Annotated in this window: 25 protein-coding genes, 1 tRNA gene and 1 pseudogene; 10 read left to right on the top strand and 17 right to left on the bottom strand. The window is 42.5% G+C overall.

The features are described 5' to 3' along the window. Positions 1 to 117: 117 nt before the first annotated feature. The 5 genes from K1F36_RS03245 to K1F36_RS03225 form a co-directional block, all read right to left on the bottom strand. Positions 118 to 2,274: a prolyl oligopeptidase family serine peptidase gene (locus K1F36_RS03245; protein WP_220112526.1), complete on the bottom strand. Its 2,157-nt coding sequence runs from the start codon at positions 2,272 to 2,274 to the stop codon at positions 118 to 120. A 76-nt stretch (positions 2,275 to 2,350) separates the two neighbouring features. Continuing rightward, positions 2,351 to 3,364 carry an aspartate-semialdehyde dehydrogenase gene (locus K1F36_RS03240; RefSeq protein WP_220112525.1) on the bottom strand — a complete coding sequence of 338 codons (1,014 nt, stop codon included), beginning with the start codon at positions 3,362 to 3,364 and terminating at the stop codon, positions 2,351 to 2,353. Between the two features lie 286 nt (positions 3,365 to 3,650). After that, positions 3,651 to 4,061 carry a large-conductance mechanosensitive channel protein MscL gene (gene mscL / locus K1F36_RS03235; protein ID WP_220112524.1) on the bottom strand — a complete coding sequence of 137 codons (411 nt, stop codon included), beginning with the start codon at positions 4,059 to 4,061 and terminating at the stop codon, positions 3,651 to 3,653. Positions 4,062 to 4,115: 54 nt separating this feature from the next. Beyond that, a complete protein-coding gene (gene alr / locus K1F36_RS03230; protein WP_220112523.1) occupies positions 4,116 to 5,225 on the bottom strand; it encodes an alanine racemase in 1,110 nt (369 codons plus the stop codon). Beyond that, complete coding sequence (locus K1F36_RS03225) at positions 5,218 to 5,862, bottom strand: thymidine kinase (protein WP_220112522.1); 645 nt, start codon at positions 5,860 to 5,862, stop codon at positions 5,218 to 5,220. The genes alr and K1F36_RS03225 overlap by 8 nt, the downstream gene beginning before the upstream one ends. 155 nt (positions 5,863 to 6,017) lie before the next feature. On the opposite strand from K1F36_RS03225, the gene K1F36_RS03220 reads away from it, so the two are divergent. From K1F36_RS03220 to K1F36_RS03210, 3 genes are read left to right on the top strand one after another with little or no spacing between them, the layout of a single operon-like run. Next, on the top strand, positions 6,018 to 6,710 hold the full coding sequence (locus K1F36_RS03220; RefSeq protein ID WP_220112521.1) for a hypothetical protein: 693 nt from the start codon (positions 6,018 to 6,020) through the stop codon (positions 6,708 to 6,710). A 48-nt stretch (positions 6,711 to 6,758) separates the two neighbouring features. Further along, complete coding sequence (rsmI, locus tag K1F36_RS03215) at positions 6,759 to 7,430, top strand: 16S rRNA (cytidine(1402)-2'-O)-methyltransferase (protein WP_220112520.1); 672 nt, start codon at positions 6,759 to 6,761, stop codon at positions 7,428 to 7,430. A gap of 39 nt (positions 7,431 to 7,469) precedes the next feature. After that, a complete protein-coding gene (locus K1F36_RS03210) occupies positions 7,470 to 8,045 on the top strand; it encodes a uracil-DNA glycosylase family protein (protein WP_220112519.1) in 576 nt (191 codons plus the stop codon). A gap of 6 nt (positions 8,046 to 8,051) precedes the next feature. Here the strand turns inward: K1F36_RS03210 and K1F36_RS03205 are convergent, their stop codons facing one another. Continuing rightward, complete coding sequence (locus tag K1F36_RS03205; RefSeq protein WP_220112518.1) at positions 8,052 to 8,654, bottom strand: carboxymuconolactone decarboxylase family protein; 603 nt, start codon at positions 8,652 to 8,654, stop codon at positions 8,052 to 8,054. Between the two features lie 55 nt (positions 8,655 to 8,709). Between K1F36_RS03205 and K1F36_RS03200 the strand changes: the two genes are divergently transcribed. From K1F36_RS03200 to K1F36_RS03185, 5 genes and pseudogenes are all read left to right on the top strand, one after another. After that, a complete protein-coding gene (locus K1F36_RS03200) occupies positions 8,710 to 9,132 on the top strand; it encodes an OsmC family protein (protein ID WP_220112517.1) in 423 nt (140 codons plus the stop codon). A 103-nt stretch (positions 9,133 to 9,235) separates the two neighbouring features. Then, positions 9,236 to 9,391 (top strand): hypothetical protein, encoded by a 156-nt coding sequence (locus K1F36_RS20075; protein WP_258538922.1) that lies wholly within the window; start codon positions 9,236 to 9,238, stop codon positions 9,389 to 9,391. 15 nt (positions 9,392 to 9,406) lie between these two features. Further along, positions 9,407 to 9,586: pseudogene (locus K1F36_RS20070) on the top strand (four helix bundle protein); the annotation flags it as partial. Positions 9,587 to 9,635: 49 nt separating this feature from the next. Next, on the top strand, positions 9,636 to 11,324 hold the full coding sequence (gene recJ, locus K1F36_RS03190) for a single-stranded-DNA-specific exonuclease RecJ (RefSeq protein WP_220112516.1): 1,689 nt from the start codon (positions 9,636 to 9,638) through the stop codon (positions 11,322 to 11,324). Between the two features lie 6 nt (positions 11,325 to 11,330). Further along, a complete protein-coding gene (locus tag K1F36_RS03185; RefSeq protein WP_220112515.1) occupies positions 11,331 to 12,590 on the top strand; it encodes an MFS transporter in 1,260 nt (419 codons plus the stop codon). Here the strand turns inward: K1F36_RS03185 and K1F36_RS03180 are convergent. The 6 genes from K1F36_RS03180 to K1F36_RS03155 all read right to left on the bottom strand — a co-directional run bounded on the left by K1F36_RS03180 (position 12,587) and on the right by K1F36_RS03155 (position 16,706). Then, positions 12,587 to 13,345: a UDP-2,3-diacylglucosamine diphosphatase gene (locus K1F36_RS03180; RefSeq protein WP_220112804.1), complete on the bottom strand. Its 759-nt coding sequence runs from the start codon at positions 13,343 to 13,345 to the stop codon at positions 12,587 to 12,589. The genes K1F36_RS03185 and K1F36_RS03180 overlap by 4 nt on opposite strands. Positions 13,346 to 13,359: 14 nt before the next feature. Continuing rightward, on the bottom strand, positions 13,360 to 13,626 hold the full coding sequence (locus tag K1F36_RS03175; protein WP_220112514.1) for a type II toxin-antitoxin system RelE family toxin: 267 nt from the start codon (positions 13,624 to 13,626) through the stop codon (positions 13,360 to 13,362). Continuing rightward, positions 13,623 to 13,883, bottom strand: coding sequence for a hypothetical protein (locus K1F36_RS03170; protein WP_220112513.1), 261 nt, complete (start codon positions 13,881 to 13,883; stop codon positions 13,623 to 13,625). Before K1F36_RS03170 ends, K1F36_RS03175 begins: the two co-directional genes overlap by 4 nt. A 158-nt stretch (positions 13,884 to 14,041) precedes the next feature. Then, on the bottom strand, positions 14,042 to 14,809 hold the full coding sequence (locus K1F36_RS03165; RefSeq protein ID WP_220112512.1) for an enoyl-CoA hydratase/isomerase family protein: 768 nt from the start codon (positions 14,807 to 14,809) through the stop codon (positions 14,042 to 14,044). Positions 14,810 to 14,858: 49 nt separating this feature from the next. Further along, a complete protein-coding gene (locus K1F36_RS03160; RefSeq protein ID WP_220112511.1) occupies positions 14,859 to 16,193 on the bottom strand; it encodes an MATE family efflux transporter in 1,335 nt (444 codons plus the stop codon). Positions 16,194 to 16,205: 12 nt separating this feature from the next. Continuing rightward, positions 16,206 to 16,706, bottom strand: coding sequence for a GNAT family N-acetyltransferase (locus tag K1F36_RS03155; RefSeq protein WP_220112510.1), 501 nt, complete (start codon positions 16,704 to 16,706; stop codon positions 16,206 to 16,208). 53 nt (positions 16,707 to 16,759) lie between these two features. Here K1F36_RS03155 and K1F36_RS03150 point away from each other — a divergent pair, with 53 nt between their 5' ends. Together K1F36_RS03150 and K1F36_RS03145 are read left to right on the top strand one after the other, a co-directional pair. Then, positions 16,760 to 17,557: a universal stress protein gene (locus K1F36_RS03150; protein WP_220112509.1), complete on the top strand. Its 798-nt coding sequence runs from the start codon at positions 16,760 to 16,762 to the stop codon at positions 17,555 to 17,557. 57 nt (positions 17,558 to 17,614) lie between these two features. Continuing rightward, a tRNA-Ala gene (locus K1F36_RS03145) sits at positions 17,615 to 17,688 on the top strand. Between the two features lie 382 nt (positions 17,689 to 18,070). On the opposite strand, the gene K1F36_RS20065 is transcribed toward K1F36_RS03145, so the two are convergent. The 5 genes from K1F36_RS20065 to K1F36_RS03125 all read right to left on the bottom strand — a co-directional run bounded on the left by K1F36_RS20065 (position 18,071) and on the right by K1F36_RS03125 (position 22,556). After that, positions 18,071 to 18,277, bottom strand: a complete 207-nt coding sequence (locus K1F36_RS20065; RefSeq protein WP_099546397.1) for a GDCCVxC domain-containing (seleno)protein — start codon at positions 18,275 to 18,277, stop codon at positions 18,071 to 18,073. Next, positions 18,277 to 18,879, bottom strand: a complete 603-nt coding sequence (gene merTP, locus K1F36_RS03140) for a mercuric transport protein MerTP (protein WP_099546398.1) — start codon at positions 18,877 to 18,879, stop codon at positions 18,277 to 18,279. Before merTP ends, K1F36_RS20065 begins: the two co-directional genes overlap by 1 nt. Positions 18,880 to 18,891: 12 nt before the next feature. After that, the gene (locus tag K1F36_RS03135; protein ID WP_116216553.1) at positions 18,892 to 19,263 is read right to left on the bottom strand and encodes an ArsR/SmtB family transcription factor; all 372 of its coding nucleotides are present in this window, start codon (positions 19,261 to 19,263) and stop codon (positions 18,892 to 18,894) included. A gap of 174 nt (positions 19,264 to 19,437) precedes the next feature. Continuing rightward, complete coding sequence (locus tag K1F36_RS03130) at positions 19,438 to 20,562, bottom strand: DUF4238 domain-containing protein (RefSeq protein ID WP_116216552.1); 1,125 nt, start codon at positions 20,560 to 20,562, stop codon at positions 19,438 to 19,440. Between the two features lie 29 nt (positions 20,563 to 20,591). Further along, entirely contained in the window at positions 20,592 to 22,556 is a 1,965-nt protein-coding gene (locus K1F36_RS03125; RefSeq protein ID WP_116216551.1) for a heavy metal translocating P-type ATPase, read from the bottom strand. Positions 22,557 to 22,586: the final 30 nt, after the last annotated feature.

The following is a 22,586-nucleotide window of genomic DNA, read 5'->3' as shown; positions in this document are numbered from 1 at the left end:
AGTGGCTCATCTGTCTAAAATATGTCAGTTCGAGCACAGCCGAAATCGTATAAGATTTACAAGTGTTTTGTTCTCGACTGCGCTCGAACTGACATAAATGGTTTTCGACGGATTCGATTAATCTTTAAACTCCTTGAGCACGGCTTGGTTGGGAAGTTCCTCGTATCCCATATTATAAAAAGTGAACCCGAAAATGTCGGCATATTGCTCTATGGTTTTACTCACCGGTGTGCCCGCTCCGTGACCTGCATTGGTCTCGATTCGGATAAGGGTTGGCTGTTCCCCAGCTTGTTTTTCCTGTAGTTCCGCAGCAAACTTAAAGCTGTGCGCTGGGACCACACGATCATCATGATCTCCTGTGGTCACCAAGGTGGCCGGATATTCCGTACCTTCTTTTACGTTGTGTACAGGGGAATAGCCCTTAATGTAGTTGAACATTTCCTCGCTGTCCTCGGAAGTTCCATAATCATAGGCCCATCCGGCTCCGGCGGTAAAGGTGTGGTAACGGAGCATGTCCATTACACCTACGGCCGGTAATGCCACTTGCATTAGGTCCGGACGTTGGGTCATAGTGGCGCCAACCAGCAAGCCTCCGTTGGAACCCCCACGAATGGCGAGATACTCTTTTGAGGTGTATTTGTTTTCGATGAGGTATTCGGCAGCCGCGATAAAGTCATCAAATACATTCTGTTTATTGAGCTTTGTTCCGGCAATGTGCCATTTTTTACCGTATTCGCCACCACCGCGAAGGTTGGGAACGGCATATACACCGCCTTGTTCCATCCAAACGGCATTCACAATACTGAAAGAAGGCGTTAAACTTACATTAAAGCCTCCATAACCATAAAGAATGGTCGGGTTTTTTCCGTTAAGCTCCGTTCCTTTTTTATAGGTGATGATCATCGGCACTTTTGTGCCATCCTTAGAGTTGTAGAACACCTGTTTGGACTCGTAGTCACCTGGGTTAAAATCGATTTGAGGTTTCCAATATTGTTCGTACTCGCCAGTGTCCACATTGTATTTGTACAAGGAGCCCGGGGTATTGTAATTGGTAAATGAGAAATAGAATTCTTTGTCCTCTTTTTTGCCGCCAAAACCTCCTGCGCTTCCCACTCCGGGCAGTTTCACTTCTCGGACCAAGTTACCATCATAATCATATTGAAGTACTTTGGAAATGGCATCCACCATGTATTCCGCGAAGAAATAACCTCCTCCGGTTGCGGCAGTCAATACATTTTCCGTTTCAGGAATCAGATCTTTCCAATTGTCCGGGGTTGGGTTGGAAGCGTCCACGGTCACTACCTTTTTATTCGGCGCATCCCTGTCGGTTACCAAATAAAGCTTGGAGCCTTCATTTTCTATGGGGTAGGTGTCAGAATCGGTATCATCCAAAATGGTAACCAGTTCAGGGTTTTCTTTGGAAAGATCCATCATAAACAGCTTGTTGCCGGAAGTGGATATAGAAGCTGTTATAAAAAGATATTTTTGGTCTTCGGAAACGGAACCGCCTACGTAGCGGTGTTTTTCTTCGGGTGTGCCTCCAAAGATGATCTTATCTTCGGACTGTGGAGTGCCCAATTTGTGATAGTATAATTTATGCTGGTCCGTTTTTGCCGACAACTCGCTGCCCTCGGGCTTATCATAGCTGGAGTAGTAGAAACCTTCGTTGCCTTTCCAAGAGATACCACTGAACTTGATATCCACCAGGGTGTCCTCTACAATTTCTTTGGATTCCGCATCGATAACAATGCCCTTGCGCCAATCGCTTCCGCCCTCGGAAATAAGGTATGCAGCTTTGGAACCGTCTTTGGTGAAGCTAAGTCCCATCAAAGAGGTGGTGCCATCCTCGGAAAACGTATTGGGATCCAAAAACACCTCTTCTTCGCCATTATCCTTTTTGCGGTAGACCACATATTGGTTCTGTAGCCCGTTGTTTTTGTAGTAATAGGTGTAATCACCTTCTTTAAAAGGGGAACCGACTTTTTCGTAGTTCCAGAGTTTTTCCAATCGGTTTTTTAGGTCTTCGCGAAAAGGGATTTTTTCCAAATATCCGAAGGTGGCCGCATTCTGCTTTTTTACCCAGGCTTCGGTCTCCTCGCTGCGGTCGTCCTCCAGCCAGCGGTATGGATCTGGGACCTCTGTTCCAAAATAATTATCTACAGTATCAACTTTTTTGGTAGTGGGATAGTTCACAGTAATAGGTTCTCTGGTTTTAGATTCTTCTTTGCAGGCCGCAAATAAAACCAAAGCAGCCAACAGACTTATGTTTTTCATGTTTTCTCGGATTGATTCCGATAAAAGTACATAAAACACACAAACCTATTGGCCACGGTTAATGCTTTAACGAATTTTATGAAATAGCTTCAGAAGTATTTGAAACTAAACTGTTCTCCACCAAATACTCTGCAATCTGTACAGCATTGGTAGCAGCTCCTTTTCTTAGGTTGTCCGCAACAATCCACATGTTCAAGGTGTTGGGCTGGGTTTCGTCCCTACGGAGCCTGCCCACAAAAACATCGTCCTTGCCATTGGCAAAAACGGGCATGGGGTAGGTGTTGGTTTCAGGATTGTCCTGCACCACGATTCCTGGGGTTTCGCTGAGCAATTGTCGCACTTCCGCCAAATCAAAATCGTTGTGGAACTCCACGTTTACGGATTCCGAGTGACCACCTGCGGTAGGAATACGCACAGCGGTTGCGGTAACCGAAAATGAACGGTCGTCCAATATTTTTTGAGGCTCACGGGCCAATTTCATCTCTTCTTTGGTATATCCGTTTTCCAAGAATACATCGCAATGTGGCAATGCGTTTCGGTTGATGGGGTAAGGATAGGCCATTTCGCCTTCGATTCCAGCCGCTTCGTTCTCCATTTGTTGCACAGCTTTTACGCCAGTACCCGAAACGGACTGGTAGGTGGAAACCACCACTCGTTTCATCTGATATTTTTTATGCAGCGGGTCCAAGGCCAAAACCATTTGTATGGTGGAGCAGTTGGGATTCGCAATGATTTTATCTTCAACGGTCAATGCACTCGCATTGATTTCGGGAACCACTAATTTTTTGGTCGGGTCCATACGCCAAGCCGATGAATTATCGATTACAGTGGTACCCACCTCGGCAAATTTTGGGGCCCACTCCAAAGAGGTTTCCCCTCCTGCGGAGAAAATGGCAATGTCTGGTTGAGCGGCTACAGCGTCCGCCAGACCGATTACGGTATATTCCTCATTTTTATAGGTGAGTTTTTTGCCCACGGAGCGCTCCGAGGCTACCAACAACAATTCTGAAATAGGGAAGTTACGTTCTTCCAATACTTTCAACATTACCTCGCCTACCATTCCGGTGGCACCAACAACTGCTACTTTCATCTGTATATCTTTATTCTTTTTTATTGGTCAGATGTAACCTTTGATAATTAAAATAGTCATTCCAGCAATATGTAATGATTATTTTAACCATGTCGGTTTCATTATAAAAATATTTCTTGCCGCAAAGGTACTTTAGTCAGCGAGTTAAACAAGCTTTTTTTATCTCCAATCAATAAAAAATAACAAAATGTTATGAATAAAACAACCGTCAACATGTTAGCGAAAACAGATTGACGGTTTTTAAAGGTTATTGTGATGTAGCGGTCGTACCGAAAAACTTCAGTACTTATTGTTTTTTCAATAAATCGCGTATTTCTGCCAACAGTTCCTCTTGGGTCGGACCTTTTGGAGCTGCAGGAGCTGGTTCTTCCTTTTTCTTCATTTTGTTCACACTTTTTACGATGGCAAACATCACAAAGGCCACTATCAGGAAGTCGATTACATTGGTAAGGAAGGCACCGTACAGCACAGCGATTTCCCCGACCGTTTCCCCGGCATCGTTCACCGTTCCTTCGGTAATGACATATTTCAAATCGTTGAAATCTGCTTTGAACAACAAACCGATCAAGGGGGAAACTATTCCTCCCGTGAACGAAGACACCACTTTGTTGAATGCGGCACCCATAACGAAACCTACGGCGATATCCACCAGGTTTCCTTTCATGGCAAAGTCCTTAAATTCTTTTAAAAATCCCATTTATAGTTGAGTATTGGTTAATCCAATACAAATTAAGTAAATCAAAGGTAATAGTCAAGCTCCCGTAACCACTCTTTTTACCCGTTGCGATATGGCCGTGAGAATTTCGTAGGAAATGGTGCCCGCGTTGGAGGCAAATTTTTCCGCAGATTTTTCCGTGCCGAACACAATGGCCTCATCACCTTCTTTACAGTCGATTTCAGTCACATCCACCATGATCATATCCATACAAACATTGCCCAAAATAGGTGCTTTTTTATTATTGATGGTCACAACGCCTTTGCCCTTTCCGTACTGTCGGCCAATACCATCGGCATGTCCAATGGGCAACGTGGCACTTTTTATATTGTGGCTCGATCTGAATGCTCGGTTGTACCCTACGGATTGATTGGCCCCGATCTCATGTATCTGAGAAATAATGGTTTTTAGGGTAGCCACGGCCTTTAATTCTGCATCAATTTCAGCTTGGTTGCCGTAGCCATAAAGTCCTATTCCACTACGAACCATTTCAAACTGTGCCTCTGGATAGTTGATGATACCCGAAGTGTTCAGCATGTGTCGCATGGGCGCATATCCCAACTTATCCATGAGATTGCTGCTCAAATTTTTGAATGAATTGATTTGATCAATACTAAAATCACGCTCGTTTTTATCTTCCGACGCCGCCAAGTGCGAAAAGCAAGAAACTATTTTGATGCATTCGTTACGCTTGGTTTCTTCCGCGATAAAATTTACATCGGCCTCTGAGAAACCCAAACGGTTCAATCCGGTATTGAATTTAATGTGGACCGGATAATCCTTTTGTTTCTTGGCGTTCGCAGCTTCAAGGAACTGGTTCAGGATGTTTCTCGAATAAAGGCTCGGCTCCAAATGATGCTCGATCAAATCCTCAAAATTGGAAGCCAAAGGGTGCAATACCAAAATAGGAAGTTGAATTCCGGCTTCCCGTAACAGGATTCCTTCGCTCACATAGGCAACAGCCAAATAATCGGCACCCAATTGTTCCAGTTTATGGGCAATAGTGACCATATCGCTACCGTAGGCAAAGGCCTTTACTACCCCTAAAAATTTGGTTTCAAAGTCTATTTTGGAGCGCAAGTAGTTGTAATTGTGTTCCAAGGATGCAAGATCCAAGATTAACGTAGTTTCCCCTACCTTACGCATTGGATTTGTCTTTTTTGGAGGTGACCTCTTCCGAACTTACGTCCATTTCCTTAATTTTTTCGCGAAGCATGGCTTTATAAAATGCGGCACGGCTCAAGGGCTCATACTCCTCGGTTTCACCAAGGAGCACCAAATTATCGTTGAGGGATTTCCTAAAGCTATAGTTGGCCAAGTTTCCGGTGCGCGTGCACACGGCGTGTACTTTGGTCACATATTCCGCTGTGGCCATCAAGGCTGGCATGGGGCCAAAAGGATTGCCCTTAAAATCCATGTCAAGTCCTGCAACTACCACACGTATGCCCCTATTGGCCAAATCATTGCAAACGGTTACGATTTCATCATCAAAAAATTGAGCTTCGTCAATACCGATCACATCACAGTCGTCCGCCAAAAGTCGAATATTGGCCGCGGCCGGAACAGGTGTTGAACGAATTTCGTTGGAATCGTGGGATACCACCATTTCTTCATGATAACGCGTATCCACAATGGGCTTGAATATTTCCACTTTTTGCTTGGCAAACTGGGCGCGCTTCAGTCTTCGGATCAGTTCTTCGGTCTTTCCGGAAAACATGGAACCGCAAATCACCTCGATCCATCCAAACTGTTCCTTAGGGTTGACTGTGTTTTCGAGAAACATACCGTATTTTTGAAAGAAATTGTTTGTTTTCCCGTTATTTTGGGACGACCACAAAGCTACTAAAAAAATGCACCCCTGTTTTCAATAAGATTTTAACCTTTTGTTGATAGGGTATTTGCAAAATCGTTATATTTTTATAGTAAAGAAGAAAAGCTATGATACGGAAATTGAGGGAAGAGTTGATCAAGTTGTCCACAGAGATAATAACTGCACGGGAGGACACCGATCTTGCGGCATTGTACGAAAAATCAAGAAAGATTTATGAAAAGTTGGCCGTATTGAAATTCATAGATGAAAAATTGAACGATGTTGAGGTAGATGTGTCCCAAAACGTCATAGCCTCAAGGTTCGAGAAAATGGCCAATGCCGTTTTAAGCGGAAACACATCAGTTCCGGAGAGCAATCCGCACCAGGAAGATATCATTACGACACCTTCTATGGATACGATCAAGGATATTGTTTCCGAAATGCCTTCCAATATGGATTTGGAAAAGGTGTTTGCCGAGTTCGTGGCAAAGCCCAATTTGATGAAGAACGACAAAGATGAGGTAACGCCCGATGAGAATTTCAGCGCAGCTTCAAAATCGATAAAGCCAAAATCGTTAAACGACCGTTTGGCCAAAGACTTCCAGATTGGCCTTAACGATAAACTGGCCTTTGTGAAGCACTTGTTCAATAATGACATGGAGGATTATACCCGTGTGCTTTCCCAGCTTACAACAATTGACTCTGAAGAACGCTCTGTTGCTTTTATAAACAATATGGTGAAACCCGAGTACAATAATTGGGAAGGTAAAGAGGAGTATGAGGCTCGCTTTATTGCCCTAATTGAACGTAGGTTCGCATAAATCCATTTTTTCAATTTTATTTTGATTGTAAGACCGTAACTTTGGTCCATGGGAAAGCTATATCTGGTTCCGACGCCAATAGGAAATCTTGAGGACATTACTCTCCGAGCCATTAAAGTGCTCAAAGAGGTGGATGTGGTTTTGGCGGAAGATACCCGAACCAGCGGTAAATTGCTGAAGCATTTTGAGATCAACACGCATCTACAGAGCCATCACATGCACAACGAGCACAAACAGGTTGATGGTTTAGTGCAAAAAATGAAAGAAGGAACTAATTACGCCCTCATTTCGGACGCAGGTACACCGGCAATTTCCGACCCTGGATTTTTACTGACCCGTGCTTGCATTGAAAACGACATTGAAGTAGAGTGTTTGCCGGGAGCAACGGCCTTTGTTCCAGCTATAGTGAACAGTGGATTGCCCAACGACCGATTTATTTTTGAAGGATTTTTACCTGTGAAAAAAGGCCGCCAGACCCGACTTTTGGAACTTGCCGAAGAAACCAGAACCATGGTTTTTTACGAATCGCCCCATAAGGTACTCAAAACTTTGGCGCATTTCGCCGAGTATTTTGGAGAAGACCGGCCTATTTCCGTTTCCAGGGAATTGACCAAATTATACGAAGAGACCGTTCGCGGAACCGTTGCTGAAGTACTGGAACACTTCAACAATAAAGCACCCAAAGGAGAATTTGTGATTGTGGTCGGCGGGAAGAAATAGTTGTTAACTTCAACACAACTTTACGACCCAGTACATTAGATGGACGAACTACTATCCCAAATACGGAACTGCATACATTGCGAGGAGCATTTGCCCTTAGGGCCCAGACCCATTGTTGCTGCCCATCCAGAATCAAGAATTGCGATTATTGGGCAGGCGCCCGGTACCAAAGTCCATCAAACAGAGGTTCCTTGGGATGACCCTAGCGGAAGGCAGCTAAGAAAATGGCTGGGCGTAACGGATGAACAATTTTATAATGAACAACTTTTGGCCCTTCTCCCAATGGGATTCTGTTATCCGGGCAAAGGAAAATCCGGGGATTTACCACCACGTCCCGAGTGTGCCCCCTTATGGCATGAGTCGCTGATAAATCAAATGCCAAACTTGACACTGACTGTCTTGATAGGTCAATATGCGCAAAACTACTATTTGGGCAATACGATGAAGCGAAATTTGACGGAAACAGTGAAACACTACCAAGAATATTTGCCCGATTATTTTGTGTTGCCGCATCCATCGCCAAGAAATCGGTTTTGGTTGAGCAAAAATCCTTGGTTTGAGGAAGAAGTTTTATCAGATTTGCGAGAAAAGGTTTCCGGCAGGCTGGATTATTGAATCTATTTAATATTTGGACCCATCATGCTTCCCTTTTTGCCAGCCCACTTCCCCCAAATATTTTTCCGCACTTTCCACGGCTCCATCTTCGATATCCGTGCCCATGGAATCGTTCCAGCGGTTGAGGTACCCAAAAAGTGAAATGACCCCCATCATTTCTACAATTTCGCCATCGTTCCAATGTTTGTGCAATTCCTTTTTAATGTCGGCATTCACTGTATTTGGCACTTGGGAAGCGGCCAAGGCAAAATCCAAAGCAGCCTTTTCTGCTTCTGAGAAAGCGTTATGTGTCCGGTATTCCCAAATGTTGTCCAATTGTTCCTGTTTGGCACCGTAACGCTCCGCAGCCCGGATGGCATGTGCCTGGCAATACCGGCAGCCCGTGGCATTGCTGCTTACCCACGCAATCATTCGTTTTAAGGCAGAAGATACTCGGCCCTCATTGGCCATTACCGCCTTGTTAAGGTTAATGAAAGCCTTGGATATGGCCGGTCTATGCTGCATGGTCAGCACGGAATTTGGACAAAACCCAAGCGTTTCATTAAAGAACTCGGCCAGTTCTTTCGTCTGGGGATCGTGATTGGGCGATAGGGGATTGACTAAGGGCATGATTGCGATTATAAATTGTATTTTTGGACTCTACAAGAAACAAAAATTAAACGTCATGACAAATCACATAACTACCAAATGGTTGGGAGAGATGGCTTTTGAGAGCAACAATCCATCTGGACATACTGTACGAATCGATGCCGGTGAAGATAGTGGCGGGTCGGGAGCAGGGTTGCGTCCCAAGGCCCTAATGTTGTCATCTTTGGCAGGTTGTTCGGGTTTGGATGTGGCCTCGCTCATTAAAAAGATGAAATTGGAAGTGGACGACTTTAAGATAGAGACCATAGCCAACCTTACCGACGAACATCCGAAATATTATAATTCCGTAGTAATCGAGTATCATTTTACCGGTGCCAACTTAAACGAGGACAAGCTTAAAAAAGCGGTAGACCTTTCCGTTGAAAAATATTGCGGCGTTATGGAAATGTTCAGAAAATTTGCCGAATTGGACATCAAGACCATTTTTCATCATAAATAGGAGGCAAACAAAGGAACAGGCTCAAGAACAAAACACAAGTTCAATTACCAAATAATCAATTATATTTAAGAATTAGGTCAACCTCAAGATCAATTTTTAAAATATGAACGAAAAGAAATTCGATCTAGAGGAACGATTTGTGGATTTGGCAGCCAGTATCGCTACTTTTTGCCACGATTTATCCAACGATTTTACAGGACAATATTACGGAAATCAATTACTTCGTTCCGCTGGAAGTGCTGCTTTGAACTTTGGATAGGCTCAAGGAACAAACACCAACAAAGATTTTGTTTATAGGGCTACCATTACATTAAGGGAATTGAAAGAATCGAGGGTAAGCCTAAAGATTCTGAAAAAGATAAACTATGGCAATGAAGGAGTTTGCATTGGTTTATTGGATGAAATTGAACAATTGATTAAAATCACTGCTACCGTAATCAAAAGGAAGAAGTAACTGGAAATTTGAGCTTAAGCTTGAATTTTGCACTTGAACTTTTAAAACTATGCGCTGGACCATAAAGCCAAAACCGGAACAAGAATTCATTGACCAATTGTCCAAAGCATTGGGCGTTGATGATTTGGTAGCGCAGCTCCTAATTCAAAGGGGAATAACCAATTACGAAGAGGCGAAAGCATTCTTCCGGCCCGAGTTGAATCATCTGCACGATCCTTTTTTGATGAAGGACATGCGCAAAGCAGTGGAACGGATTGAAGAAGCCATCAACAAAGGAGAGAACATTTTGGTCTATGGAGATTACGATGTAGATGGGACCACATCCGTTGCGCTAATGAGCGCCTATTTGATGGAAACCTACCCCAATGTGGCCACCTACATTCCCGACCGTTATTTGGAAGGTTACGGCATTTCCTTAAAAGGCATTGATTTTGCCTCGGACAACGACATGTCTTTGATTATAGCGCTGGATTGCGGCATCAAGGCCATTGACCAGATAAAATATGCCAAGGAAAAAGGCATCGATGTTATCGTTTGCGATCACCACCGACCAGGAGCAGAACTTCCAGATGCAATTGCGGTGTTAGATCCCAAACAGCACGATTGCGACTATCCTTACAAGGAACTTTGCGGTTGTGGCGTTGGCTTTAAATTGATTCAAGCGTTGAGTACCAAGTGGGGAAATACCATCGATGATATTTTGCTTTATTTGGATTTAGTGGCAACTGCCATTGCTGCCGATATTGTTCCTATTACCGGGGAGAATCGTGTGCTCGCTTATTACGGGTTAATGGTCATCAACGAAAATCCAAGAACAGGAATCAAGGCATTAATTGATCAGACCAAAAAAAGGGAGCTTACCATCACGGATGTGGTTTTTATCATTGCCCCACGAATCAATGCGGCCGGACGCATGAAGCATGGACAACATGCCGTAAACTTACTCACCGAAACCAACTTTGCCCAGGCACAACAGTTTGCTTCTGAAATTGAACTGTTCAACACAGAACGGAGAAGTTTGGACCAAGAAATCACACAGGAAGCTTTAGTGCAAATCCAAGAAAATAAAGAGGAGGAGAAGTTTACCTCAGTGGTCTATAACGAAAACTGGCACAAAGGTGTAATCGGTATTGTAGCATCACGATTGACAGAAACATATTACCGGCCAACTTTGGTCTTCACCAAAAGCGGGGATAAATTGGCAGCTTCCGCAAGATCGGTCAAAGGGTTTGATATCTACAATGCCCTGGAGGGATGTTCAGATTGTTTAGAGCAGTTCGGCGGTCACATGTATGCAGCGGGACTCACGTTGTTGGAAGAGCAGTATGAAACGTTCAAGAGCCAGTTTGAAAGGGTGGTTTCTGAAACCATCGACCCAAAACTCTTGCAGCCCGAAATTTCCATTGATGCCAAAATTCAAATGGACCAGATTACCCCAAAACTGATGCGTATTCTAAAACAATTTGCACCATTTGGTCCCGGCAACATGACCCCCGTTTTTATGGCCGAAGGATTAAAGGATACGGGGTATGCCCGTGGAGTTGGCGAAGGCGAGAAACACTTAAAATGCAGCCTCTATCAACTAGGTTCGGAACCTATTGGTGGCATAGGATTTAATTTGGGCGATAAATTGGATGTGGTTAAGCGAATAAAACCATTCGATGCCGTATTTTCGTTGGATGAAAATGAATGGAACGGAACGGTAAGCCTTCAACTAAAATTAAGAGATATTCGCTAGCTATTTATGGACCCCTACGCAGCACTTCGCTATAAGGAATTCAACATATTTTTATTGGTGCGTTTTGCCATGGTTTTCGCATGGTCCATGCAGTTTATCGTAATTGAATGGCAAGTATATTCCTTGACCAAGGACCCGCTTTCTTTGGGTATAATCGGTTTGATGGAGGTGGTACCTGCCGTGAGCATGGCCCTCTTCGCAGGTCACATTGTGGACCAAAAGGAAAAACGGAACCTTTTGGTGGTCTGTATCGCCGGGTTCTCGGTGATAAGCTTCGGATTGTTTGTATTGAGCTGGCCCGGATTGGAAGATTCATGGGAATCCACCACCATACTGTACTCCATTTATGCCCTGGTATTTTTGGGCGGATTTGTACGCTCGTTTTTGGGCCCGACCATATTTTCGTTGATTGCTTTGATCGTTCCGAAGAAAATATATCCGAATGCGGTCACTTGGAGCAGTTCCACTTGGCAGTTGGCATCGGTTTTGGGCCCTGCCTTGGCCGGTTTTTCCATTAGTTGGATCGGAGTGCATTGGAGCATGTGCGTCATTTTTGGTTTCTCGTTGATGGCGTTGATTTTCCTCTTCCAAATCCCCCCAAAACCCATTATGAATCCTAAAATCGGGGAGCCTGTTTTTCAAAGTTTGAAGGATGGACTCAAGTTTGTTTTTGGGAACAAGGCCATTTTTGGGGCACTTACTTTGGACATGATCGCCGTACTTTTTGGTGGGGCCGTGGCGCTTTTGCCTGTTTATGCTCAAGATATTTTGCACGTGGGTTCCGAAGGCTTCGGGATTTTACGGGCTGCCCCCGCGGTAGGGGCATCTATTACCATGTTGGGCTCAACTAGGTTTCCCATGCATAAAAATGCTGGTAAAAAGTTATTGATGGCGGTCTTTGCCTTTGGAATCTGTATTATCGTCTTCGGGTTGTCGGAACTTTTTTGGTTATCCGTGATCGCTTTGTTTGTAAGTGGGGCAGTGGATGGTATCTCGATGATCATTCGACAGACCATTTTGCAAATAAAAACACCGGACAATATGCGCGGTAGGGTAGCTTCGGTAAATTCTATGTTCGTAGGTTCTTCCAACGAGTTGGGCGCTTTTGAAAGTGGGTTGACGGCCAAACTAATGGGAACTGTAACAGCGGTGGTCTTTGGTGGATGCATGACGTTGCTCACCGTAAGTGCAACAGCAATTGCTTCCCCCACATTTAGGCGATTGGACCTTCAAAAAGACATTGAAGAGCACGAAAAGGAAGACTAATCTTCCAGTTTCTCCAAAGTCAATTTTTCTCCATCAAAAACAGCGTAGGTAAAAAAGGAAATCCAATCCCCGAGATTGGTATAGGTCGAGGTATCGTTCAGTTTGATTTCCAACGGTAAATGACGATGACCAAATATAAAATGGTCAAAATGTTGCTCTTCCAACTTGCGCTTGGCATACAGAATGAGCCATTCCTTATCCTCTCCTAAAAATTTAGCGTCCGCTTCGCCAGAAATAATTTTGTTGTTTACGGACAGATGCTGTCCCAAACGAACACCTAAATCGGGGTGAAGCCATTTAAAAAACCACTGGGCCACGGGATTGGTAAATACCTTTTTCATCCGTTTAAAACCCTTGTCATGTGGACCCAATCCATCACCGTGCCCAATAAAAAAGGAAGTGTCATTGATGAGGAACTGCTGCGGTTTATGGTACACCGGGATATTCAGTTCCTTTTCAAAATATCCGTTCATCCAAAGATCGTGGTTGCCCACAAAATAAGTAATGGGAATGCCCATATCCGATAGTTCGGCCAGTTTGCCAAGCGTTCGTGTAAAGCCTTTGGGCACCACGGTTTTATACTCGAACCAAAAATCAAAAAGGTCGCCCATTAAAAAAATGGCCGCAGCATCCTTCTTAATGGAATCCAGCCAGGCCACAAATTTTTTCTCACGGGGCAGACTGTCCTTTCGGGTGGGAGCCCCTAGGTGGTTATCGCTCGCGAAATAGATTTTTTTGCCTTTAGGAAGTGAAATATTGTCCAATGGGTCTAAGGAAAAAGTTTATATATGTCATTTCGTTTTACAAAACGAGACAATATTAAGGTATTGTTTTCGTAATAAAAACCAAGTCGGTATGTACCGACTCTTATTCTGAAGGCATTCGGGTGTCCTGCTAACTTCTTGACGGACTTAAGCTCGTCCAAAACCTCAGCTTCTTTGATTTCGAGAATGATGAGCTTCAATTTTTGCTTTATCTTTTTATCATTAATCTTTCTTAAATCTTTTTCAAGTGATTTATGATATTTGATTTTCATTCATCAAGAATTTTAAAGACAACTTCCTCACTGACAAAGTCTTCTTTGTCTGTTTGCTGCATCAAAAGTAGAAGACCAAGGTCTTCCTTCTCTTCTTCTGATAGCTTTTCAAAACGCTCCAGCTCCTTGTTTTTCACATACTCGACCACGGCCTTTTCCATCAAGGCCTTAACGCTCAAGTTTTCAAAAGCGGAAAGCACTTTGAGTTTTACTACCAGTGACTTATCGACTTCAATGAGTTTTTTGACATGTTCCATAAAACGTGGTCTCTCAAATTATATACCAGCAAATATATAAAATATATATTTTATATATTATTTTTTGTAACGACGATTGCTACGTATTCTATTGACTACATACACCACGACTACAAAAAGGGCCAATATGGGAAAAATCAAATCATTCATAACTGCTTTTATTTTTTAAACTTCTCCAATGCTTTTTTGGTATTTGGCGATAGTGCCAACTTTCCGGATGCTTCAGCACGTTCCAACAATAGGTCGTCCCAATGCTCGGTTCCTTCCCAAAGAACTTTCTTCATTTTTTCCAGAGCTTCGGGGTTATAGGTGGCCAGTTTTTGAACATGGATTTCCAGTTCCCTGTCCATTTCGGCAATGGAATCGTACACTTTGGCATATAAGCCTTGTTCTTTGGCCCAATAGGCATTTTTCCACTCGGTGGGATACAAAGTGAGCTCGGCCAAAGCGGCTTTGCCCATTTTGCGCTCTACGGTCGGGGCAATGACGAACGGGCCTATTCCTATGGATATTTCCGATAATTTGATGGCTGCTTCTACCGTTGCATGCACATAATCGCAGGCCGATGCCAAGCCGACACCGCCACCAACAGTTTTGCCCTGTACTCGTCCAATAATCGGCTTGGGACACTTGCGCATGGCATTGATGATGTTTGCAAAACCACTAAAAAACGCCTTCCCCTCTTCCAGATTGGAAACTGCCACTAATTCATCAAAAGAGGCTCCGGCACAAAAAGCCCGTTCTCCTTCGGACTTTAACACGATTACAGAAACGTCATCGTTTTTGCCCACTTTATCAAACTCCTTCGTAAGCCGCACCAAAAGTTCGGAAACAAAGGAATTGCTTGCAGGGTGACCAAATTCTATGGTCGCTACCTTGTTTTCAATTTTGGTGTATAGGCTGCCGTTGATTCTATGGGTGGACATTTATTTTCAGTTATCAGTTGTTGTAAACCTGTATTCCGTGAGCACTAAATTAAGGGTTTTGTACCAAGGGTTGGAATTTTATCCTAAATTTCCAGACCAGGGAAAATCCACGAATCATCATCCAGACCACAAATGCAATCCAAATGGCATATAGCCCCCAACCTAGATAAATGCCCAGATAGAGGCATGGAATGAACCCCAATAAGGTGGCGGCCAACAGTACGTTCCTTAAATACTTCATTTCGCCCATTCCCTTGAAAAGCCCATCAAAAACAAAGGCCAACGTATTCATCGGCAAACCGATGATTACAATGTAAAAAATGTTGTAGAAGGTGTCCAGTACCACGGTTTCGTTGGAAAAAATCCGGCCAATGGGCCTATAAAAAATAAATCCGAACGCCATAAGTCCAAGGCTTACAATCGTGCCATACTTCATTATTTTTTTGGCCAATTCCCAAAGACCGTTATAGTCTTGGGCACCGAGCAGTCTTCCGCCCATACTGTTTCCTGCGGCGGCAAATCCATCAATAAAGAAAGCGGAGAACAACCAAAGGTTGATGGCAATGGTATGTGCCCCTATGAACTGGTCGCCCAAGGTGGTGGCCTCGCGTACGGCAAGCATGAGTGCGGCGTTGAGGGCAAGCGTGCGCACAAAGAGGTTTAGGCTCATAAATACCACACGCTTCATTTCTTTATTGAGCGGAAAAACCAGTTTCATGCTGATTTCCGTCTTTTTCAATAATAGGACAAGGGCGATAATGGCCATGATAGCTTGCGATATCAAGCTTGCCCAAGCGGCTCCTTCCAAGTAAAGGGCGGGCACCCATCCATCGATACCATAAACAAGAACAAAATCCAGTAAAATGTTGAGGCCTGCACCCAACATGGCAATGACCATGGGGTAAAAAGTATTCTGCAATCCACGAAATATCCCGAAAACAGCAAAGGTGAAAAGTGTAAGCGGAAAGCCCCACACCCTAATGGCATAATAGGATATACAGTACTCTAGAATTTTACCGGATGCGTTGAACAGGGCAAAGATTTCTTCTATAAGGAAAACAGTGGATAAAAGGACCACGATACTGAGCAGAATGTTGAAGAAAATAGCCTGTGCCGGCAAATCTTTTACCTCTGTTAACCGTCCGGCGCCCAAGTACTGGGAAATGATGGCGGAAATGGAGCTTCGTGTTTGACCGAGCACCCAAATGAGCATGGACAAAAAGGAACCCACGATTCCCGCTGCTGCCAACGACTCCAACCCGTCCACGGGAATGTTGCCCACGATGGCGGTATCCGTTATGGAGAGAATAGGTTCCGCAATTCCCGAGATAGTGGCGGGAATGGCCAGTTGGTTGATGCTCTTAAAATTTACCTGCGTGCTCAAATCGGGCGCAAGTTACAGCACTAATTCATAACAATGAAAAGGATGCTGGCTTTGTTTGGGGAAATAGATATCACCAAGTTTTTGATACCCTCTTTGCTCGTAAAAACGCTGGTTTCTTTTATTCAGTGAAAAAGTATCCAGCCGCACCGACTCGAAATTATTTTTCCTGGAATAATTTTCTGCAAAATCCATCATTTCTTGGGCCAAGCCCTTTCCTTGAAGTTCTGGATGGACGGAAAGCCGATGAATGTACGTGCTATTTCCGTTGGGGGTCAGCCATTTTATGGGTTTGTATTCCTCATCCATTAATGTGGATATGACGATAGTGCCCTGGATGACATGGCTTTCTTCGATCACGAATAGCTCGTTGCGCTCTATATCTTTTTCGAAAGCCAATCTGGAAGGATAGTGTTCGTTCCATTGAAAAATGCCGTTCTCTTGCATTTTTTTGGCACAGGCTTGGGTAATGGTCAAGATATCGGGGATTTCAGATATCTTTGCGCGTCTTATCATTGATTCGTTTCAATTTAATTGTAAATTTAAGGTTTAATCGTAATCACCAAACCATGAACAATATACTTGTACCTATTGGAACTTCTCCAGATTCTCATCAAACATTGCAATACGCCGTTGATTTTGCATCCAATTTTGGGGCTCAAATCTATGTAATGGACGTATTTAATGTAACCACAGCCGTAGGAAGTTTGGCCAATGTGGAAGAAAAAGTAGCCAAAAGCAGTAAGGAACATTTAAAGGAAGTTATTGATCAGGTAGACACGAAAGGGGTCGAAATAAAATTGGCCACTTACAATGGTGACATCATCGATGGATTAAAGAGCATCAATAAAGAACTTGGTATTGACTTGATCATTATAGCTCCAAAAAGTAACGATATACAGGAGGAACTTTACTTGGGCAACACCTCCGGTAGAATAATAAAGCAGACGGAAATCCCAACCTTGATCGTTCCTAAAGGAACAACGTTTAAACCTGTCAAGAAAATATTGACGGCTTTTGGGTCGGGAATTTTAAAACGGAGCAGTATTTTGACCCCATTGATCATGATCAAGAACAAGTTTAGATCAGAAGTCAGTCTCTTGTTGGTAAAGAGACCCGGCTATACCGAGGACGATCTTAAAGTGAACACAGCTTTGATGGATTTGAGCTCACAATTGACGATTACAGAAAACGGTACCACGTATTTAGGGGTGACGGAGTATTTCCAAAAAGAGCATCCGGACATGTTGTGCGTGTTCCGCAGAAAGCGTGGATTCTTTAAAAAACTATGGGAAAAGAACACGATTCAGAAGTCGGAGTTCTTCGTAAAGATACCGGTATTGGTACTCAGCGTTAAAAAAGATTAAGGAAAGGGCTCAATTTTTGATACTTTGGGAAAAAAGTATTTCCTTTGCGCTCTCTTTGGGGGATTAGCTCAGTTGGCTAGAGCGCTTGCCTGGCAGGCAAGAGGTCACCGGTTCGAATCCGGTATTCTCCACAGTAACAGTAAGGCTTCAAGAGTTTTTAACTTTTGGAGCTTTTTTCATTTGCACGCAATTTGCACGCAAAACTGGTTTTAAATTAAGCTCGGTATTATTTGATTCAAATTGGGCTATTTCTATGCTTTTTAATCCTTTATAGCATAATTTTTTGAAAAAGTATCACATTTATTACATGCGTTAGCTTCAGTATTAGATTTATGAATCTAAGTCCCATAAAAGGTCAATTAACGAAACAAATAAAAGAGACCACAAATGTGACCGAATGACAACAGAATTTTTGAAATAGAAAAGAAGTTCAAAAAAAGGGCCGTTAAAATGAACTGTTTTTAAATGCACCGAAAAAGTTTTCTTTTACTAGAGAACTGTGTAGGCAATCAATCAGCAACAATCTTCGTTATTCTGAATAGGTGGACAAGCGACAGTACCGTAGGAACAAAAGACACAACAATCCCCTTCTTTTGGCTTAAGGACTTTTTTGCAATTGTCACATTCATAAAAGAATTGACAGGCCGTTGTTGGCATTTCCTCTTCTTTTTCAAGCCCGCAATTTGGGCAAGTAATTGTTGATATTAACTGAGGTCTCATTATTTGACTACTTTATAAGCTGTACTGTTTATGGCTTTTTTGATTGCGGGCAAATCGGTTTTGGTCTTGTCAAATTCCACTATGGTGTTGGCATTTTCGTAGCTGGTTTTTACCGAAATAATTCCATCCAACTTATTGACTTCACTTTCTACGTGTGCCTCACAACCCACACAAGTCATTCCCTCAACATAAAACGTGTGCTTTTCGATATTGGATTGAGAGACATAGACGATGTCCTTTGTGGGCTGTGCATAAAATAAGTTGGAATAGTACGGGAAGGCCAGCATCAATCCCGAAAATACGGTTACGATGAACAAAAATTGTTTGGATTGCCAAAATGTAGGTTTCGCATCATCGTCACAGGCACAATCTATTTCTTCCTTTGTTTTTGGCCGTAATTTCTGATACCATGCAAATACCAAAACAATAATGGTCAAGCCGATAAAATAGGGTCTAAACGGCTCGACCCAGGAAAAGGTAGATGCAATGCCGCTTGTTCCAGCAATCAGTGCCAAGACAGGGGTAATACAGCATATTGATGCTGCAACTGCGGTAAAAATACTGGTATAGGCCGCGGTGTTTGAAGTATTATTCGATGCCATAATTTAAACTTTCTAAGCTGTTTTCTTTCTTATCGAAATTGAACTGAAAATTCCATTTAAAACATTATCCTCACTCTTTACCAACGAATAATATAATGTTTGACCTTCACGTCTCGATGTGATAATTCCTGCATCCTTCATTTTACGGATATGTTGGGATACCGCGGGGACACTCATTTCAAGAATGTCAGCAATATCGCAAGGACACAATTCATTTTCTATGTTCAAAAGAAATAGGATTTTCAGTCGTACCTCACTTCCGGCAAGGGCCAAAATTTTGCTCATGGCCTTAAAACTATCGGAAGAATTTTCTATTGTCCTCTTGCACCGTGATATTTGTTTATGGTCGGCTTCATTCCGGGTACAGGTTATTTCCAAGCTCATCAATTTTAACTTAACGCGTCTACAAATATATCATTATTTAAGCAAATACTTATATACTAAAACTGTAGACATATTATTTAGGAAGTTGGATTGGTTCTTTGTTTTAGTTTTTATAGACGAATGCCTACCGAGTTTTTGTAGCACCAGTGAAAAAAATAGGGGACTATGATATTTCTATTTCGGATTCTGATTCCAATGTCCGGCAGCAATAAGTAGCCTTTTCATTTGAATAAGTTGGTCTTCATCTTTGAAATATTCATGACTTAGCATTTTTCTCAGTTGACCAACGGTTTCTTTTGAAGTTAATCCCTTTTTTTCAAAAAGTTCGGTAAATTTCTGAAGTTGCTCTAACTTGTACTTTGCCTTTTCAACAAATTGTTCCCCATTTTCAGAATCCTCGTAACTCGATTGAATTTCAAAATGTCGTTCTATCGTACCCGGTTTTCCAATTATCAATTTCTCAGCATTAATCTGAACGATTCCATTTGTAGTAAAAACATAGTCCCTATCGTGAACCATCCTATTAATTCTGGTTTGACCATCAGCAATACTGTTTGGAAAGATTTCTAAGTAGTATTTGGTATCTAAAGGCAAAGTTATTACTGAGTCAGGATTAAAAAGGCCTTCAAATCGAGTTGATTTTACGCCGCGTATTGATACCGGATTATCGCAAGTAATTAATGGTGCATCCTCATCATTGATTCGGTGGACATTTATAGTACAATCATATTTGAAATCCACAAATTCTTTCCATTTTTCCAAATGTTGAACCAAGAATTTAATCCTGTTACGCTCTTTAAATTCGTGTCTAACTTTACCAATATCCTTAATATTGAATTCGTGCTTTTCTTCTTCAAATGTAAATTTCACATCGCCGTTTTCGTCGGCGTACAATAACATTCTATCTAAAATTTGGTCGGTAAATGCGTTCTGATGATTAAGAAACCTCGGGGTTCTAAAATAAAGGGATAGGCAGACGTATAGTACTTGCCTTTTTTGCTCAGAGGTCAATATCTTCACATTTTCATCGACAAGTAGTTTATAAATCTTAGGGAATTCAGAATCGACGTGTTCGGCATAATGATATTCCAAATCGTATTTCCTATCAATCTCGGCATTCGGAATCGTATAAAGATTTTTCTGAAAGCAAATACTTTTTGTACTAATCTGTTCAAGAAGCAAATCATCTTCCAATCTGTAAGCATCAACAAAATAGTTGCCGTTATTACCTTCAACACCAAAATTTTTCAGGTAAGACCGTGGTATGTATTGTTGCTTGATGGGTTCGTTTTTAGCCATACATGAAATAATGAATTTTCATGAATGTACTAATTCCATTCCATCTTCTGCAATCGTATCGCATTCAATATAGCCAAAAACGCCACACCCACATCAGCAAAAACAGCTTCCCACATTGTCGCTAATCCACCTGCACCGAGAATGAGGACTATGACCTTGACACCAAATGCAAGCGCAATATTTTGCCAGACAATTCGTCGCGTTGAACGACCAATTTTAATCGCTCTTGCAATCTTACTGGGTTGGTCGGTCTGTATGATAACATCGGCTGTTTCTATAGCAACGTCGCTACCCAAACCACCCATTGCAATACCTACACCACTTGCTGCCAAAACGGGTGCATCGTTAATACCATCGCCAATAAATGCTACTTTGGTTTCGGGTTGCTTTTTGAGCTCTTCAACCTCATTGAGTTTATCTTCAGGCAACAGTCCGCCTTTTGCCCAATCGATTTTCAACTCTTTTGCAACCTGTTGTGTAATTGAGTCTTTGTCACCCGATAGCATTATAATTTTGGAAATTCCTGCATCCCTAATTTGTTTAATGGCTTGGTGCGCATCATCCTTTAATTCATCTGCAATGGTAACATAACCTGCAAATGTTCCATCTATGGACACCATAACGATTGATTCTACAATACCATCTGTTTCCGAAGGGACTTCTATGCTGTTTGAGGTCATCAAGGCTTTGTTACCTACCAATACCGTTTTCCCGTTGACCTTTCCTTTCAATCCCTTTCCGGCAACTTCCGATACATCTGTCGCTTCATAATCTGACCCGTCCGCTTTGTATTCGAGAATTGCTTTTGCGATGGGATGAGTAGATTGTTCTTCCATCGCCATCAGGTATTTCATAAATTCGGCTTCCTCAAATGTGATGGAATTGATTTCCTTGATTTTAAAAACGCCTTTGGTAACGGTTCCTGTTTTGTCCATTACGACCGTGTTTACTTGGGTCATTGCATCCAAAAAGGATGCACCCTTGAATAGAATACCGTTTCGCGATGCCGCACCCAATCCGCCAAAATAGCCCAGAGGAATGGAAATGACCAGCGCACAAGGGCAGGAAATTACGAGGAATATCAATGCTCGATAGAGCCAATCCCTAAATACATAATCATCTATAAAAAAGTAAGGCAGAAAAGTAAGTCCGATAGCGAGGAATACCACGATTGGTGTATAAATCCGTGCAAATTTTCTAATGAACAATTCGGTCTTTGATTTTCTGGCGGTTGCATTCTGCACCATATCCAAAATTCGTGCAATGGAACTGTCTTTAAATTCTTTTGTGGTTTCAATCTCGATTACGCCATCAAGATTTATGCTTCCTGCAAAAACAGTATCACCTTTAGCAATAGTATCAGGTTTGCTTTCGCCTGTCAAGGCAGCAGTATTAAAAGAACCCTTTTCAGAAAGCAGAATGCCATCAAGCGGAACTTTTTCGCCTACACGCACCTGTATCTTTTCGCCAATCTCAACAGTCTCGGGATTTACTGAAACAAAATCATCATCACGATAAACCAAAGCCTCATTGGGTCTTACATCGAGTAAGGCTTTTATATTTCCCTTAGCACGGTTAACGGCCGCATTTTGGAAGAGTTCGCCCACGGCATAAAATAGCATAACGGCTACACCTTCAGGGTATTCGCCTATGGCAAAAGCACCGAGGGTTGCAATGGACATTAAGAAGAATTCAGTAAAGAAATCCCCCTTTTTAATACTTTCCCAGCCTTCCTTTATTACAGGGAATCCCACAGGGATATAGGCTACCGTGTACCATACTACGCGAATCCATCCTTTGAAGAAAGGAAACGCATCAAAGTAATCAATAGCAATTCCGGCTATCAACATTACGAAGCTGAAAATAGCCGGTAGATAGGTTCTGAAATTTGAAATTTCTTCAGGGCTGCTATGGTTATGGCCATCGTCGTGACTGTGCTCGCCTTGTTGTTTTTTTGGTTCTAAGTCACGTAAGTTTATTTTTTTCTTTTTCATATGTTCTAATCAAGTTTGATATCATTTTAA

The sequence above is a fragment of the Flagellimonas abyssi genome, from assembly GCF_019457905.1.
GTDB lineage: Bacteria > Bacteroidota > Bacteroidia > Flavobacteriales > Flavobacteriaceae > Flagellimonas > Flagellimonas abyssi.
Note: the sequence above shows the minus strand (reverse complement) of the source record. Positions and strands in the feature narration are given on the sequence as shown.